This window comes from Nitrospirota bacterium, from assembly GCA_004296885.1.
Lineage (GTDB): Bacteria > Nitrospirota > Nitrospiria > Nitrospirales > Nitrospiraceae > SYGV01.
Genome location: SCVN01000007.1, coordinates 90,827 through 104,967 on the forward strand (window position 1 = coordinate 90,827; position 14,141 = coordinate 104,967).

General features: G+C 59.3%; 16 protein-coding genes. 5 read left to right on the forward strand and 11 right to left on the reverse strand.

Features of this window, described 5'->3' with window-relative positions:
• Positions 1–21: 21 nt before the first annotated feature.
• From EPO61_03880 to EPO61_03890, 3 genes are read right to left on the reverse strand one after another with little or no spacing between them, the layout of a single operon-like run.
• On the reverse strand, positions 22–801 hold the full coding sequence (locus EPO61_03880; GenBank protein ID TAJ09866.1) for an ABC transporter: 780 nt from the start codon (positions 799–801) through the stop codon (positions 22–24).
• 4 nt (positions 802–805) lie between these two features.
• Positions 806–1,789 carry an ATP-binding cassette domain-containing protein gene (locus EPO61_03885; protein TAJ09867.1) on the reverse strand — a complete coding sequence of 328 codons (984 nt, stop codon included), beginning with the start codon at positions 1,787–1,789 and terminating at the stop codon, positions 806–808.
• A complete protein-coding gene (locus tag EPO61_03890) occupies positions 1,786–2,460 on the reverse strand; it encodes a Lon family ATP-dependent protease (GenBank protein TAJ09868.1) in 675 nt (224 codons plus the stop codon). The genes EPO61_03885 and EPO61_03890 overlap by 4 nt, the downstream gene beginning before the upstream one ends.
• A 139-nt stretch (positions 2,461–2,599) precedes the next feature.
• Here EPO61_03890 and EPO61_03895 point away from each other — a divergent pair, with 139 nt between their 5' ends.
• The 3 genes from EPO61_03895 (at position 2,600) to EPO61_03905 (ending at position 5,646) form a co-directional block, all read left to right on the forward strand.
• The gene (locus EPO61_03895; protein ID TAJ09869.1) at positions 2,600–3,832 is read left to right on the forward strand and encodes a carotenoid 1,2-hydratase; all 1,233 of its coding nucleotides are present in this window, start codon (positions 2,600–2,602) and stop codon (positions 3,830–3,832) included.
• A 100-nt stretch (positions 3,833–3,932) separates the two neighbouring features.
• Positions 3,933–5,021, forward strand: coding sequence for a hypothetical protein (locus EPO61_03900; GenBank protein ID TAJ09870.1), 1,089 nt, complete (start codon positions 3,933–3,935; stop codon positions 5,019–5,021).
• Complete coding sequence (locus EPO61_03905; GenBank protein TAJ09871.1) at positions 4,954–5,646, forward strand: histidine phosphatase family protein; 693 nt, start codon at positions 4,954–4,956, stop codon at positions 5,644–5,646. Before EPO61_03900 ends, EPO61_03905 begins: the two co-directional genes overlap by 68 nt.
• 14 nt (positions 5,647–5,660) lie before the next feature.
• On the opposite strand, the gene EPO61_03910 is transcribed toward EPO61_03905, so the two are convergent.
• Positions 5,661–6,149 (reverse strand): hypothetical protein, encoded by a 489-nt coding sequence (locus tag EPO61_03910; GenBank protein ID TAJ09872.1) that lies wholly within the window; start codon positions 6,147–6,149, stop codon positions 5,661–5,663.
• Positions 6,150–6,439: 290 nt separating this feature from the next.
• Here EPO61_03910 and EPO61_03915 point away from each other — a divergent pair, with 290 nt between their 5' ends.
• Positions 6,440–7,069, forward strand: coding sequence for a hypothetical protein (locus tag EPO61_03915; protein ID TAJ09873.1), 630 nt, complete (start codon positions 6,440–6,442; stop codon positions 7,067–7,069).
• Positions 7,070–7,305: 236 nt separating this feature from the next.
• Here EPO61_03915 and EPO61_03920 read toward each other — a convergent pair whose 3' ends face one another.
• Positions 7,306–8,244, reverse strand: coding sequence for a UDP-3-O-acyl-N-acetylglucosamine deacetylase (locus EPO61_03920; GenBank protein ID TAJ09874.1), 939 nt, complete (start codon positions 8,242–8,244; stop codon positions 7,306–7,308).
• 293 nt (positions 8,245–8,537) lie between these two features.
• Between EPO61_03920 and EPO61_03925 the strand changes: the two genes are divergently transcribed.
• Positions 8,538–9,194 carry a sulfite oxidase-like oxidoreductase gene (locus EPO61_03925; GenBank protein ID TAJ10090.1) on the forward strand — a complete coding sequence of 219 codons (657 nt, stop codon included), beginning with the start codon at positions 8,538–8,540 and terminating at the stop codon, positions 9,192–9,194.
• 73 nt (positions 9,195–9,267) lie between these two features.
• On the opposite strand, the gene EPO61_03930 is transcribed toward EPO61_03925, so the two are convergent.
• The 6 genes from EPO61_03930 to EPO61_03955 all read right to left on the reverse strand — a co-directional run bounded on the left by EPO61_03930 (position 9,268) and on the right by EPO61_03955 (position 14,139).
• Positions 9,268–9,939, reverse strand: coding sequence for a response regulator transcription factor (locus tag EPO61_03930; GenBank protein ID TAJ09875.1), 672 nt, complete (start codon positions 9,937–9,939; stop codon positions 9,268–9,270).
• The gene (locus EPO61_03935; protein TAJ09876.1) at positions 9,926–11,050 is read right to left on the reverse strand and encodes a hypothetical protein; all 1,125 of its coding nucleotides are present in this window, start codon (positions 11,048–11,050) and stop codon (positions 9,926–9,928) included. The genes EPO61_03930 and EPO61_03935 overlap by 14 nt, the downstream gene beginning before the upstream one ends.
• Positions 11,051–11,169: 119 nt before the next feature.
• Positions 11,170–11,634 carry a transcriptional repressor NrdR gene (gene nrdR / locus EPO61_03940; GenBank protein TAJ09877.1) on the reverse strand — a complete coding sequence of 155 codons (465 nt, stop codon included), beginning with the start codon at positions 11,632–11,634 and terminating at the stop codon, positions 11,170–11,172.
• 14 nt (positions 11,635–11,648) lie between these two features.
• Entirely contained in the window at positions 11,649–12,905 is a 1,257-nt protein-coding gene (locus EPO61_03945) for a serine hydroxymethyltransferase (protein TAJ10091.1), read from the reverse strand.
• A gap of 115 nt (positions 12,906–13,020) precedes the next feature.
• Positions 13,021–13,500 carry a 50S ribosomal protein L9 gene (locus EPO61_03950; GenBank protein ID TAJ09878.1) on the reverse strand — a complete coding sequence of 160 codons (480 nt, stop codon included), beginning with the start codon at positions 13,498–13,500 and terminating at the stop codon, positions 13,021–13,023.
• Positions 13,501–13,869: 369 nt separating this feature from the next.
• Positions 13,870–14,139 carry a hypothetical protein gene (locus EPO61_03955; protein ID TAJ09879.1) on the reverse strand — a complete coding sequence of 90 codons (270 nt, stop codon included), beginning with the start codon at positions 14,137–14,139 and terminating at the stop codon, positions 13,870–13,872.
• Positions 14,140–14,141: the final 2 nt, after the last annotated feature.

Consider the following 14,141-nt stretch of genomic DNA (forward strand, 5'->3'; position numbering starts at 1 on the left):
CACCCGGCACAGGTTCTTCCGTCACCCGATCGCACGGCGAAACGCCTTCGCACTCCCGTACAGGCACAGGGCGTCGAAGGCCACCATGATCAGCAGCACAATGCCCAGAGGTCGCAGGGCATCCGCCCACCCGGTCAGAATCAACGGTCGGATCGCGTCGATAGCCCAGGTCATTGGATTGAGCACCGCCAACATGGCCATGAACTTGGGCATGGCGGACAGCGGGACCAAAGCCGAGCTGAGAAAAATCATGGGCAGGGAGAGGAAGCCCAGCACAGAGAAGAAATCCCCGTGGCTTTTGACCGAGAAGGCCATGGCCATGGAAATGGCCGTCAGCCCCACGCCGAACAGCATCCCGATGAGCAGGATCACCGCCACACCGAAGAAGCCGGTCGCCGGCGTGACGCCGAATAGGAAGGCCACGCCCAGAATCACCAGGACTTGCAACGAGGTCACCGTCGTCACGAAGAGAAACCGGCTCAGAATCACGGAGGTCCGGTGGATGGGCGTGGACATCAGCCGCTCCAGAAACCCGTTTTCCTTGTCGAACAGCAGGTCCACTCCGCCCGCCAGCCCGTTGTTGAGCACGGTCATCACCACCACGCCCGCCGTGAGGAAGCTGATGTAATTGGGCGCCTGCACCACCTGCACGTCGGCGGCGCGCTGAAAGAGGTTGCCGAAAAAAATCAACCAGAACAGCATCGGCTGGATCAGCGTGAACAACATGCTGAACTTCTCGCGGCTCAGCCGGCGGACCCAGCGCATCGTGAGCGCGGCAATCTCCTGTCGGTATTCGTTCATAAAGCTAGACCTCTTCCTCGGCTGCGGGGAATTCCTCGCGGATGGCATGGCCCGTGTGGGCCACGAACACATCGTCCAGCCTGGGCCGGTGGTACTCGATGAATTCCACCGGACACGCCAGCCGGTTGGCCGTCTCCAGGATCGCCGGCAAGGCCTTCTCGGGAGATTCCACCCGAATGTCCAGCCCCGTCGGCTTGGCGCTGATTGCTCGAATGGAGGGAAGCCCTTTGAGCGCAGCGGCCAACGGCTCCACCCGTGCCAACGCCGCCGAGCCGACGGTCACGGACACGATGTCCCCGCCCAAGCCCGATTTCAACTCTGTCGGTGACCCCAGCGCCTTGATATGCCCCCCGTCGATGATGGCCAGCCGATCGCACAGCTGGTCCGCCTCGTCAAGATAGTTGGTCGTCATCACGACGGTGATGCCCCGTTTCCGCAGTTGCCGGACATAGTCCCAGATACGGAGACGGCTCTGGACGTCCAGCCCCAACGTCGGTTCGTCCAAGAAGAGGATCTTGGGATTCGGCAACAGGCCGCAGGCGATGTCCAGCTTCCGCTTCATCCCGCCCGAGTAGGTCTTGGCCGGCTGATCCGCCTTGCCTTCCAAATCCACCAGCTTGAGCAGTTCCGCAATGCGGCGGAGGCTTTCCTCCTTCGACAGATGGTACAAGTCGCCCAGCAGCAGCAGATGCTCGCGCCCGGTCAGGAATCGATCGATGGCCCGCTCTTGGGGCACATAGCCGATCAGCCGGCGGACGCGATCCGCATCCCGAACGACATCATACCCCAGCACCGTCGCCTGGCCGGAGGTCGGGCGCAGCAGCGTGATGAGAATTCGCAGGGTCGTGCTTTTGCCTGCCCCATTGGGCCCCAGGAGGGCGAAAATTTCTCCCGTCCGGATCTGGAACGAGAGATCCTGGATGGCGACGACGCCGTCATACTTCTTGCCCAACTTGGACACATCAATGGCGACCGACTGCTCCATCATCCCCAACCTTTCACGCCGCCGCGCTCCTGTAGTTTGAACTCCAGCAGATCGTTGAGACGGCGGGCCCGCTGATGCAGACTATCTGCCTCCATCAGAAACTGTTTTTCGAGCGGGGTCAGATCGAGGTAGCTGGCCAGACTGTTGACCAGCGCCTCATCGTCCACCGCTTGACGCAACAACCCTTCCCACTGATGCCCGTCGTCGCTCGAGCTCAGGTAGGTATCCAGGAGCCGAACCAGCGCCGCCCTGGTGGCCGGTTCCAGGCTCACCGCACCGTCGTTCGGTATGAGCCGGACCCTGGCCCGCCGATAGCTTTTCTCATAAAACTGTTCGCAGATCTCAAACCGGGACAAGCCTTGCAACAGAATGTTGAACCGGCCGTCGGGCAACGGCTGCACACTCACCAGCCGCCCGACACAGCCCATGTCAAAAACCGGTGGATTCCCGTAGTAATCTTCTTCCCAGCCTTCCTTCAGAAGCGCCATCCCGACGCACTGCCCCCCGGCCACCGCGTCGGTGACCATCTCGCGGTAACGAGGCTCAAAGATGTGCAGCGGCAGGTACGTTTTGGGGAAAAACACGACGTTGGGAAGAGGGAAGACCGGGATGTGTTCCGGCACATGAAACTCCGCATCCTCGCCGGAGGGGCCGCGCCCCGGATCGATTGGCATGCCTCACGATAGCCGAAGGCTGTTTGCAAAGTCAACAGCGCACCGGCACGCGACACGCTCCCCGAGATGCAGAAAACCCTCTTCAATACTGGAGATTTGCGCGGTCTTCCGGCGCATGTTATAAGCCTGGCGTACGCCGATGGCCCCGATCACCGGGCCTCGTCGGCTTGTGCCCGACCAGGGCGAGGTGCGTTTGTCACATTCCATCCCCCTAGTCCGCCGAGATCGTGCCGGTTGGTGTCTGCTCCTCGCCTGCCTCTTGGCCGGCATCCTGCTGGCCATCCCTGCATCGGGCCCTGCGACGGTCCCCGCTGAACCGCCCTCGCCGGGGGTTTACCGCCACCCTGAGCCCGGATACGTCTATCGCTTTCCGCGCGACCATGGGTCCCATGAGGAGTTTCGGACGGAATGGTGGTACTACACCGGCCATCTGTCCACCAAGAGTGGGCGGCGGTTCGGCTATCAACTGACGTTTTTCCGGCGAGGGGTCACGCAGGAGGCGGCCCGGAAGAATCCGTCCCGTTGGGCGATCCGCCATCTCTACTTGGCCCACGTGGCCCTGACCGATCTGGATCGCTCCCGGTTCTCCTATGCCGAAAAACTGAGCCGGGCCGGCCTCGGCAAGGCGGGGGCCGACCCTGGCCAACTCCACGTCTGGATCGACCGTTGGAAGGCCGAAGCGTCTCCCGCCGAACCGCATCACCATCACCTCCAGGCCACCGGAGACGATTTTGCACTGGACCTGACGGTTGCGTCCGAGAAACAACCTGTTGTCCACGGCCAAGGCGGTGTCAGCCGCAAAGGGGCCGCGCCTGAACAGGCCTCTCATTATTACTCGCTGACTCGCTTGTCGACGTCAGGCACCATCACCGTCGCGGGGGCAGTCCTGCCGGTCACCGGATTGAGTTGGATGGACCACGAGTTTGGCTCCGGCGACCTTGGCGCAAACCAGGTCGGCTGGGATTGGTTCGGCATCCAGTTGGACAACCGGACGGACGTGATGCTCTACCGGCTGCGCCTGGCGGACGGCACGATCGATCCCGCCTCCAGCGGAAGCCTGATCCTCCCGGACGGACGGGTGCAAGCGCTGGCGGCATCGGACGTCCGCGTTGAAGTCTTGGAGTTCTGGACGAGCCGGCTCAGCGGCGCCCACTATCCGGCTCGATGGAGGATTGCGATTCCATCGGCGGACCTGATGCTGGAGGTGACCCCGGAGCTCACCAACCAGGAACTGCTCACCACCCGCAGCACCCAGGTGACCTACTGGGAAGGGGCCGCCCGGATCACCGGCACTCAGCGAGGCATGCCACTGGCAGGGGCAGGCTACGTAGAGCTGACCGGCTACGCCGAGCGCTTTCGGCCACGCCTCTGAAGTTCTCTTGCACGGACCCCGTGCTCACCATCGTCGGGAGGGGTCGCCGCCCGGCTCCCGCCCTTGACTCGTTTACCGGCCGTATGGCACGGTCGCAGGCATGCCGATCCTATCAGCTCCCGCATGGCCGCCACCCACCACGCGCGCGAAATTCCGTCTGATCGCCGGGCTGCTGATCCTGCTGGCCACGGGGTGGCCAGCCGCCTGCAGCAAGCAAAGCGACGCCATCGTTTCGATCGCACTGCACCCCACCAACGCCGACATCCTCTATGTGGCCACCAATGAGTCGGTGTATAAAACTCGCGACGGCGGCGCCTCCTGGGACCGAATGGCCACGGACTTGAGCTCTTACCGGGTCCTTTCACTCGCGCTGGACCCGGCGCATCCGGCCTCGGTCTACGCCGGGACGATGGGAGACGCCGTTTACAAAAGCCCTGACGGGGGACAGCGTTGGATTGCGCATAATGCGGGGCTGAAGGAGCATGTGTCCGTGGTGAACCGATTCGTTTTCGATACGCGTGACACCGAAACCGTCTATGCCGCCACGACGGTGGGAGTCTTTCGCAGCACGGACGGCGGGCGCCTCTGGGACGAGCGGATGGCCGGCATGAAGGAGGTTCATATCGTGTTCACGCTCACGATGGACCCCACCAGACCCAATATCTTCTACGCCGGCACATCCGGCGGTGCCTACCGGAGCCTTGACGGCACGTCCTCCTGGCAGAAGGTGAACAACGGACTGATCCCCCCTGAAATTTTGGATGCCTCCCTCTCCCTCGGCGTCAGCACGATCGCCATCGATCCGAAAACGCCCGACACGGTCTATGCAGGAACCAACAATGGTCTTTTTATGAGCACCGATCGGGCCGATGCCTGGACCCGCATCGGACAGTCCCTGACCGACCAGTACATCAGCAGCCTCGTGATTGACCCGGGCAATCCGTCGGTCTTGTATGCAGGAGGCCGATCCGGCATCCACAAGAGCCTGGACAGAGGCCGGACCTGGCAGGCGATGAACGAAGGACTGGAGACGCTCAATGTCCGAACCATCGTGATGAGTCCGCAAGACTCGCAGACCCTTTACCTGGGGACGAACGGGAGCGGACTGTACCGGAGCCGCGATGGAGCCCGTAGTTGGACCCGCGTGCACATCGCGGACAAAACAGCGTCCCCTCCTGCAGGGGCCTGACAGGCTCCGGACAATCATTATGCCGACGATATTTCTGGTTCGACACGGAGAGACCGACTGGAACCGGAGCGGGCAAATCATGGGCGAGCAGCCCGTGCCCTTGAATGAGCAGGGCTTGGCACAAGCACAACGATTGGCAAGCTTGTTGATGAACCGCCCGATCCGCGCAATCCACTCAAGCCCGGTTGCACGAGCGCGGCAAACCGCGGAGATCCTCACCTCGGCGATAAACGTCCCCGTGACGATCGACCGAGGGCTGACCGAGATCGGCGTGGGCCGGTGGGAAGGACTCTACTGGAAGGATCTTGCCGATCAGATCATCCGGCAGGACTTGTACCGCAAGCCCCACGAAGCCCGTCCACCCGGCGGCGAAACCTTGCGCGAGGTCCAGGAGCGCGCCGTGGCCGTGGTGGAACGGGCCTGCGCAATACAATCGGAAGGCCCGCTCCTTTTTGTGTCCCATGCCGACGTCTTGCGCGCGATCCTGGCCCATTATCTCAAGCTGGACCTGGCCACCATACGACAGGTGCGCATCAGCCATGCAGCACTCACAGCGATTGAGGTTCATGGAGGCCTGACAGACCTTGTGTGCCTGAACTATCCTCCCGATCCGTCAATTCTATAACCTCTCGTTCGGGGTCAGTAGCCGCCCTTGCCTTCGGTGCGATCCTCCCCATGGCGATAGCGGTTCTGATAGCGGCTCATCCCCTCGGACAAGGTCTTCCACTCCGACGCCGTCAGCATGTCCTTCAGCTTGAACCGCAAGCCGAGAATTTTCGTGGCCGAGCGCATCCGGCTGTTGTTTGCCTCGTCCAAAATTTTCGTGAACTCCTCCGGGACCGCCTCGTAATTCGCATTCGCTTCGTACAGCTTCTGATGGAAACGGCGCTGTTGCTGGTAGGATTGCTTGATCTCTTCAATCATGTCTCCGACCACCGCCTTCGCACGTTTGGCCTTGTCCATATCCTGGACCGACTGGTCAACGAGCGCATCCATCTCCTGTTGCGCTTTCTCGCCCATCGTATCCATGCCGCGGCCGTACCCGCCCGTTCCATGATAGCCACCGCACCCGGCCAAAGGCAGCCAGACCAACAGACTCATTGCAAGCCACAATCTGGTACCGTTCATTGGGAACCTCCTCGCGTAAGAATCGTCCTAGGTATTGCTTCTTGAGACCTGCCCGCCCGCAGGCACCTGCCTTGCCAAAGACTGTATGGGTTTCGTAGTCCCACGCACAGTAGCACAGACCCTATCTCTTTACGAGTGATGCAGGGGCAAAACCACCGGCTAGAATGCTTTGCATAAGGCAATCGGCCCATTGGGCTGCTTTGAATTACCCAGATGCCAAAACGTGAAGTCTAGAAAATCAACCATTTGGACGATAAAAGCGAAAAACTCAGTGCTTGTTCTAGTTGTGAATGTCCGTAAATAACACGTGTACCGTATCGCAGTATGTTTCCGTTCATATACCATTCACTTTCTTATTGACAAGTCTCTCATGCTTTGCTATAAAGCAAGCATGCTCGCAAGGAGTCTTGCTTGTGGAAGAACTAAAAGACATTCTGGTCGGCCTTGAACAGCGCATCAATGCCTATAAGACCCGCCTGCAGGAATTGGAGAAAAAGCGGGGCCGGCTTGAGGAAGAGATCGCCACGATCAAGAAATACCTCGAACTCGCCGAAACTCTCTATCGCGTGGAAGCCGACAAGGCCAAGCTCGCCAGCCTTTCAAGCCAAATCATCACCGACGAAAAAGGCCCTCGTCTGCTCCCGATGGATGTCACCGATCAATCGCGTGAGATCCTCTTGGGACGGAGCAAGTATGTCGCCATGAGTGTGCCCGAGGCCGTGTATCAAATCTTACGTGAAGCGCGGCGATCGATGCATGCGAAGGAACTGGTCCAGCGGTTGATTGAAGGGGGTATGCAGATCAAGGGAAAAACACCTCTGACCTCCGTGGCAACCTCGCTCAAGCGGGACCGGCGGTTTAAGAAAGTAGGGCCCAATACGTTTGACATCCTCGAAGAAGCGTTGACGAAGGCGGTGTAAACGCTTCCACCAGATTCCGCCAAGCAGTCGATGAAAGGAGGTGAGCGCTTTGGCAACGAAGAAGGCAGCGAAGAAGAAGAAGAAGTAACCCCTCCACGGTTACGGCGCCGGGAGCAAGGCCACTTGTTCCCGGCGCCCCTTCAGAGAGCATTCCTCTCCTCCCCTACGGAAAATTCAAACAAAGAGCTACCAGGGCCATCCCCGGTCCACTGAGCAATGCTGTAGTTGTAAGGCGGCTAGGCTGCGGGAGCGGCTTGCAAAGCTGCAACAGGCATGTGAGCGGGACGCGAATAGACGTGCTGCGTAGCGACCGGCACTTCCTGAGCATCGATCAGCACCCAGCTGTCCGGCTGCGACAAGATAGTTTGAACCAATTTAGTATGAAGCGCGTGCCCTGATCGGTCGGCGGTCAGATGGCCGATAACCGGAACTCCGAGCAAGGCCATGTCTCCGATCAAGTCCAGCACCTTATGTCGCACAAACTCGTCGGCGAAACGGAGGCCGGATTCGTTCACAATGCCATCTTCCGACAACACCACCGTATTCTCCAGCGAGCCGCCTTTTGCAAGGCCTCTCGCCCAAAGCGCCTCCACTTCCTTCAGGAACGCGAAGGTGCGCGCATCGGCGATGTCTTGCTCGAACGAGGCCACGGTGCAGTCATACTCATACGTCTGCCGCCGGATCATCGGATGATTGTATTCGACGGAACAGGTAATCCTAGGCGTTGATGCCGGAGTGATGGCAATCCGCCGCCCGCCTTCAGCAATCTCAATCGGCCGCAATATCTTCAGGTAGGGCTGTCGACGCTCTTGCTGGGTGATGCCCGCAGAACGGATCAACTGGACAAACGCACCGGCGCTGCCATCCATTGCCGGTACTTCTCCCCCGTCCAGCTCCACATAGATATTGTCGATCTCGAGGCCAACTAACGCCGCCAGCAGGTGTTCGACCGTTTTGATCAAGGTCCCGTTCGCACTGAGGGCCGTGCAGAGTTCGGTGGACATCAAATTGCGGATAGAGGCCCCAAATGATACGGTACCGCCGATCTGATGGCGGATAAATAAGATGCCCGTATCGGGAGGAGCGGGACGCAACGTCAACGACACCGGATGGCCCGTATGGAGCCCGACACCGGAGCAAGAAACCGTACGGCTAATAGTATGCTGCTGACGCATCAGTGTCCTCAAATCCCGCTTTGATTAAAGCAATGTGGATGCCAAAAAATCATCTCCCATTTTACGAATCAAACTGTTGAAATTATTGGAAATATATTTCCATGCCGACCGCTATCTGTTGTAAAAACAAAACATGTGTGACTTTTTCACCGTAGGTAAAAGAACATCGCAGCATCCCGCCCATTCCTCATTATCGGCGCCCAGAACCCAATTATTTTGCGATCACTCTTCATTGCGGGTAAAAACTTGAACATGCTACAGTGCCGCATCACTACCGGATGAAAATATTTTTCATGCAAGAACCGAATGAAAAGCTTATTGCCAAGAAGGAAGAATGGGCCAAGGTTAAGCGTGGACTCGTCGAGGACGGTGTGGTGCAAGACCATCGGGCCAGGGGCAATCGGCTCCCGCCAGGTCAGCACCTCAGCAAGGGCTGGCCGGTGTTGGACCTAGGCATCCACCCCGATCTGCCGCTAGATAAATGGACGCTGACCGTCAGCGGACTTATTGAGCATCCCTTCACCTGGACCTGGGAGCAATTTCTGGCTCAGCCGCAGGTTGAACTTATCACCGACTTTCATTGCGTCACGACCTGGAGCACTTTCGACAACATCTGGCAAGGCGTCCTGTTCCGTCACATCATGCAAGTAGCCACGCTCAAGCCAGAAGCCAAGTTCGTCTACTTCACCGGTTATGATAACTATTCCACCAACCTGCCGCTGGACGCCTGCGACGACGATGATGTGCTCCTGATTCACAGCTGGAACGGCAACTCGCTCCCCAAAGAGCACGGCGGGCCGGTGCGAATGCATATCCCAAAACGCTACGCCTGGAAGGGCTCAAAGTGGGTGAAGGAAATTATCTTTCTGGAAAACGACAAACCGGGGTATTGGGAAGTGCGCGGCTACTCGAATACGGCGTTCCCCTGGGACGAAGACCGGTACGCATGAAGAACTGACGATTGATTCATTACATCAATATTGTTCGATTGAACCGATCGTCAATGAACCGATGGGGCCATTCTTACGGCCTGGGCTCCAGCTCGATCAATCCCTTCCGAATCGCCAGAATCGCCGCCTGCGTCCGGTCGTAGACCTGCAGCTTATGAAAAATATTCCGCACATGGTTTTTGACGGTCTTTTCGCTTAGATCAAGATTGTTGGCGATTTCCTTGTTCGTCTTCCCGTCTGCCACGAGCCGCAGCACGGTGATCTCCCGTTCCGTCAAATCATGCTCTACCCAGCCCGGCTTCTTGCCCTTGCGTTGAGCCAACAAGGAAAACTCCGCGAGAATCTTGCTGGCCACCGAGGGATGGATGAGCGATTCGCCTCGATAGACGGCCCGAATCGCCGCCACGATCTGCGCCGAATCCGTGTCTTTGAGCAAGTATCCGGTCGCACCCGCCCGGACCAGATCGAAGATATATTGCTGTTCTTCATACATCGTCAGCGCAATGATGCCGATATGCGGAAATTCCCGTTTAATGATCCGCGTCGCCTCGACCCCGCCCATCCGGGGCATACTGACATCCATCAGGATCACGTCCGGCACGAGCGAGCGGGCTTTCTCAACGGCCTCCTGGCCATCCTGCGCCTCCCCGACTACTTCGATATTTTCCTTGGTCTTCAGGATGGCGGAGAGTCCCTCCCGAACCACGCGGTGATCGTCCGAGATGAGAACCTTAATACGCTCCATGTGACTCGGCCTCCTTCTGGGTCAGCGGCACGGCGATCTGAATTCTCGTCCCCTTGCCTTTTTTGGATTCGATGCTGGCCTTCCCACCCACCAGTCGTGCCCGTTCGACAATTCCACGGAGACCGAAATGGTCCCACTTTTCAGGGTCCTGCGACACCGCGTCCATGTCGAAGCCGATGCCGGCGTCAGTGATCGTGGCGGTGAGTGCCTCGCGGCCGATTTCGAGCCGAACCGACACGCGATCCGCCTTGGCATGCTTTTGTACATTGCTCAGCGCTTCTTGCAAGATACGGAACAGGAAGATCTTGGTCTTGGGGAATAAGGTGGTTTCGTCCCCGGCGACCGAAAATTCCGTCTTGATGTGGTATTGGGTTTCATACGACTGCAAATAATTCGTCAGGGCCGGGATCAGCTCCATTTTGTCATAGTGCAGGGGCCGAAGGTTGAAGATAACCTGGCGGGCCTCCTGGATGGCCATTTTCAATTGTGTCTTGGTTTCACGAAGCATCGTTTGCGCCGCCCGGGGGTCCTTCCGGAGAATCTCCTGGCAAAGATCCAGCTTGAAGTTCACCCCGGCCAGGTTTTGGACCAGGCCGTCATGGATTTCGCAGGCGATGCGGGTCCGCTCCTCCGTGACCGCCGCTCCTGACTCCTTGACGTAGAGCCGGTAAAGAGACTGGTACTTGTTGAGGGTCTTTTCGATCTCCGCGGTGGCGCGAATCCGGGCTTCGATCAACTGCCACATGAACTTGGCGCTGGCGCCGCCGATCACCGCGACGCCCATGCGGTGGAAGTCCTGCAGCACACGTCCCACTTCCGCGCTCCCGCTCACGTCGATGATCAGATCCACCCGCTCCATCGCGAGCAGTTCCCGGTAATCGCGCGTGATCGGAATGTTCAGCCGGCGCGCCAGCGCCACCCCGTCGGCCTTGGGGTTCACCTCGGCGATGCCCACGACTTGCACCAGCGGATCGGTGGCAAAGATTTCCATCAGTGCCGTGCCGCCGCGGCCGGCCCCGATGATGGCAACATGTGTCGCGGGCGCCCCCCGCTTCTTGAGCGGGCGCCGCCGCGCACGTTTGGGTTTCACGCTGTGCCGAACAGCAGGCATCGGGGGCCTCGCCAGGATGCTCGGAGGGACGTCACCGAACCGCACACAATCGTACCGTGAACGGGAAGCGAAGGGAAGGCGCGCAAGGAAAGAAAAGAGTGGCGGGGAAACAGGCCGTACTATTTCTCCCGCCGCTCGCGGGCCAGCGCTTTCAGTTCGTCCATGAACTGATCGATGTCCTTGAACTCGCGGTAGACCGAGGCAAACCGGACGTAGGCCACTTGATCCAGTTGGTGCAATTCCCGCATCACTTCCTCCCCGACGACGGTGCTGGGAAGCTCCGTTTCCCCCATTTCCTGAATGCGCTTCTCGATCCGATCCGCCACCGCTTCGATCGTCGCAGTGCTGATCGGGCGCTTCTCGCAAGCCTTCTTCAACCCCGCCAGAATTTTCCCCCGATCGAACGGCTCGCGCCGCCCGTCCTTCTTCACCACGACGGGCAGGCTTTCTTCGACCCGTTCATAGGTCGTGTAGCGACGTTTGCAGGCCAGGCATTCGCGGCGGCGGCGGATGACTTCGCCCTCGCGGGCCATCCGCGAATCCACCACCTTGTCTTCAATGTCATCGCAGAAGGGACACTTCACCAGGCTGGTCCTTCTCAGGCCGAGGGGGCCTCGTAGGGGTAAAAGAACGGGAACCGATTGCAGAGGGCCTTGGCCTGTTTCCGAATTTCCCGCTGCAACCGCTTGTCCTTGGGCTTCTGAAGCACTTGGTCGATCAGCGACACGACCTCGGCCATCTCCGCTTCCCGCATCCCGCGCGTCGCGACGATCGGGGTCCCCAATCGGATCCCGCTGGCGACGGCCGGCGGCTTTTCGTCGTACGGCACCGCGTTCTTGTTCACGATGATACCGGCGTTGTCCAACGCCGTCTCCGCTTCCTTGCCCGTAACCTCCTTGTTGCTGAGATTGACCAGCATCAAGTGGGTATCGGTTCCGCCCGAGACGACCTTGTAGCCGCGCGACAGCAGCCCCGAGGCCAGCGCTCGGGCATCGGCCAGAACCTGCTGTTGATAGGCCTTGAAGGACGGCGCGAGGGCTTCGTGAAAGGCCACGGCCTTGGCCGCGATCACATGCATCAACGGCCCCCCCTGCATGCCGGGGAAGACCACCTTGTCTACGGCCTTGGCGTGCTCCGCCTTGCACATGACCACCCCACCGCGCGGACCCCGAAGGGTTTTGTGAGTCGTCGTGGTGACAAAATCGGCATAAGGCACGGGGTTGGGATGGAGCCCGGCGGCAACGAGGCCGGCAATGTGGGCCATGTCGACCATCAGATAGGCCCCGACCGACTTGGCGATCGCCTGAAACCGCGGAAAGTCCAGCGTCCGCGCATAGGCGCTCGCCCCCGCGACCACCATCTTCGGCCGACACTGCTCGGCGATGCGTTGCACCGCGTCATAGTCGATCTGCTCGGTCTGCCGGTCCACCCCATAAAAGTACGACTGGAAGAGCTGGCCCGAGAAATTCACCTTGCTCCCGTGGGTCAGGTGCCCGCCCTGCGCCAGATCCATGCCCAAAATCACGTCCCCCGGCTTGAGCACCGAGAGATAGGCGGCCATGTTGGCCTGCGAGCCGGAATGGGGCTGGACATTGACGTGCTCGGCGCCGAAGATCTGCTTCGCACGCTCAATCGCAAGCGATTCCACCGTATCCACGTGCTGGCAGCCGCCGTAATAGCGGCGGCCGGGGTAGCCCTCGGCATACTTGTTCGTCATGAGGGAGCCTTGCGCCGCCAACACGGCGGGGCTGGCGAAATTCTCCGACGCGATCAGCAAGAGCTTGTCCCGCTGACGCTTCTCTTCCTTGCGAATCGCCTCATACACGGCGGGATCGCCCGCCTTCAAGGCCTTCAACGAACCTACGGCCTGACTACTCATGAGACCCCCTCATCGCTCCCCTCATCAACTCGCCCGCCCGTTCCGTTCAACAGCCCGGTCATGACGTTCCGGCTCGTGCCGCGCAGCCGGATCAGGCTTCGGTCTCCACGACCGCCTCCTGCTCCTGCGCCTTCCTCACCACATGGACCGCCACCGTCGCCGTCACATCACGATGCAACTTCACCGATACCGCCACCGTCCCCAGTTCCTTGATCGGCTGCGCCAATTGGATCTTCCGGCGGTCCACCGTAAAGCCATGCTCGACCAGCCCCTCTGCGATATCCTTGGTCGTGACCGATCCGAAAAGCTTGTCATCCTTGCCTACCTGGGCCGTGATGGTCAGCGAGACCGCGGACATCTTCTTGGCCAAGGTCTCGATCTCCTGCTTCTCCTTCTTGGCCTTTTCCGCCATGGTGCGCTTGGCATGCTCCAGCTCCTTGACGTTGCGGATATTGGCTTCCAAAGCCTTGCGGCGCGGGAGCAGATAGTTCCGTGCGAAGCCATCCGATACGTCCAGCAGGTCGCCCAGATGGCCGACCCCTTCCACGTTCTCTTTCAAAATCACTTTCATAGTGCTAACCCCTTTGTTAGAAAGGGAAAAGCATACTGGCCGGGCCGGCAAAAGTCAATTCGGAATCGGGCGACTTGGCGACTTAATTTTCAGGTAGGGAACTGGTGCAACCGATATCATAGAGAGACATGCTGGCAAGTCGTGACCGTGTTGACAACGTTCATGCACTACCGTACATTGCAACACACAATGCCACGGTGTATCATATTTCATCACTTCTTCCTACGGTACGGACGATGAAGAAGAATACCGCCGCATTAAATAGTGCTGCGAAACGCATCGTAGATGCTCTGGAAGGACATCTCTCTGGCCTGCCTCCCGAGGAGAGGATGGCGCGTACCCTTAAAGCCTACAAGCGTGTCCAAGAGGCTATGACCGTCTCCCGCCGCGATGGAACTCATCCCACGCCTGCAAAGCCTGAATATAAGCCTCAGACCCGGGTTGCAGCTCGTAGTCATCGGTAAGAACTTTCAAGAAGAGTCCTTTATCCCCTAGCCGCATTAAATCCTTCACCAGAGCAAGCCGTAACGCCCTTTCTTTGACCGCATCCTCATCCGGCAGCCTTCTTTTTGTGCCACGTGCTGTCTCCTCTCGAACAACTCGCTGGAGATCATCGTCCTTATCTTTGCTTTTACTCATCT

Bases quoted from the DNA above. Each gene is read 5' to 3' on its own strand.
- EPO61_03880 (TAJ09866.1), bottom strand. From the start codon at position 801: ATGAACGAATACCGACAGGAGATTGCCGCGCTCACGATGCGCTGGGTC.
- EPO61_03885 (TAJ09867.1), bottom strand. From the start codon at position 1,789: ATGATGGAGCAGTCGGTCGCCATTGATGTGTCCAAGTTGGGCAAGAAG.
- EPO61_03890 (TAJ09868.1), bottom strand. From the start codon at position 2,460: ATGCCAATCGATCCGGGGCGCGGCCCCTCCGGCGAGGATGCGGAGTTT.
- EPO61_03895 (TAJ09869.1), top strand. From the start codon at position 2,600: ATGGCCCCGATCACCGGGCCTCGTCGGCTTGTGCCCGACCAGGGCGAG.
- EPO61_03900 (TAJ09870.1), top strand. From the start codon at position 3,933: ATGCCGATCCTATCAGCTCCCGCATGGCCGCCACCCACCACGCGCGCG.
- EPO61_03905 (TAJ09871.1), top strand. From the start codon at position 4,954: ATGGAGCCCGTAGTTGGACCCGCGTGCACATCGCGGACAAAACAGCGT.
- EPO61_03910 (TAJ09872.1), bottom strand. From the start codon at position 6,149: ATGAACGGTACCAGATTGTGGCTTGCAATGAGTCTGTTGGTCTGGCTG.
- EPO61_03915 (TAJ09873.1), top strand. From the start codon at position 6,440: ATGTCCGTAAATAACACGTGTACCGTATCGCAGTATGTTTCCGTTCAT.
- EPO61_03920 (TAJ09874.1), bottom strand. From the start codon at position 8,244: ATGCGTCAGCAGCATACTATTAGCCGTACGGTTTCTTGCTCCGGTGTC.
- EPO61_03925 (TAJ10090.1), top strand. From the start codon at position 8,538: ATGCAAGAACCGAATGAAAAGCTTATTGCCAAGAAGGAAGAATGGGCC.
- EPO61_03930 (TAJ09875.1), bottom strand. From the start codon at position 9,939: ATGGAGCGTATTAAGGTTCTCATCTCGGACGATCACCGCGTGGTTCGG.
- EPO61_03935 (TAJ09876.1), bottom strand. From the start codon at position 11,050: ATGCCTGCTGTTCGGCACAGCGTGAAACCCAAACGTGCGCGGCGGCGC.
- EPO61_03950 (TAJ09878.1), bottom strand. From the start codon at position 13,500: ATGAAAGTGATTTTGAAAGAGAACGTGGAAGGGGTCGGCCATCTGGGC.
- EPO61_03955 (TAJ09879.1), bottom strand. From the start codon at position 14,139: ATGAGTAAAAGCAAAGATAAGGACGATGATCTCCAGCGAGTTGTTCGA.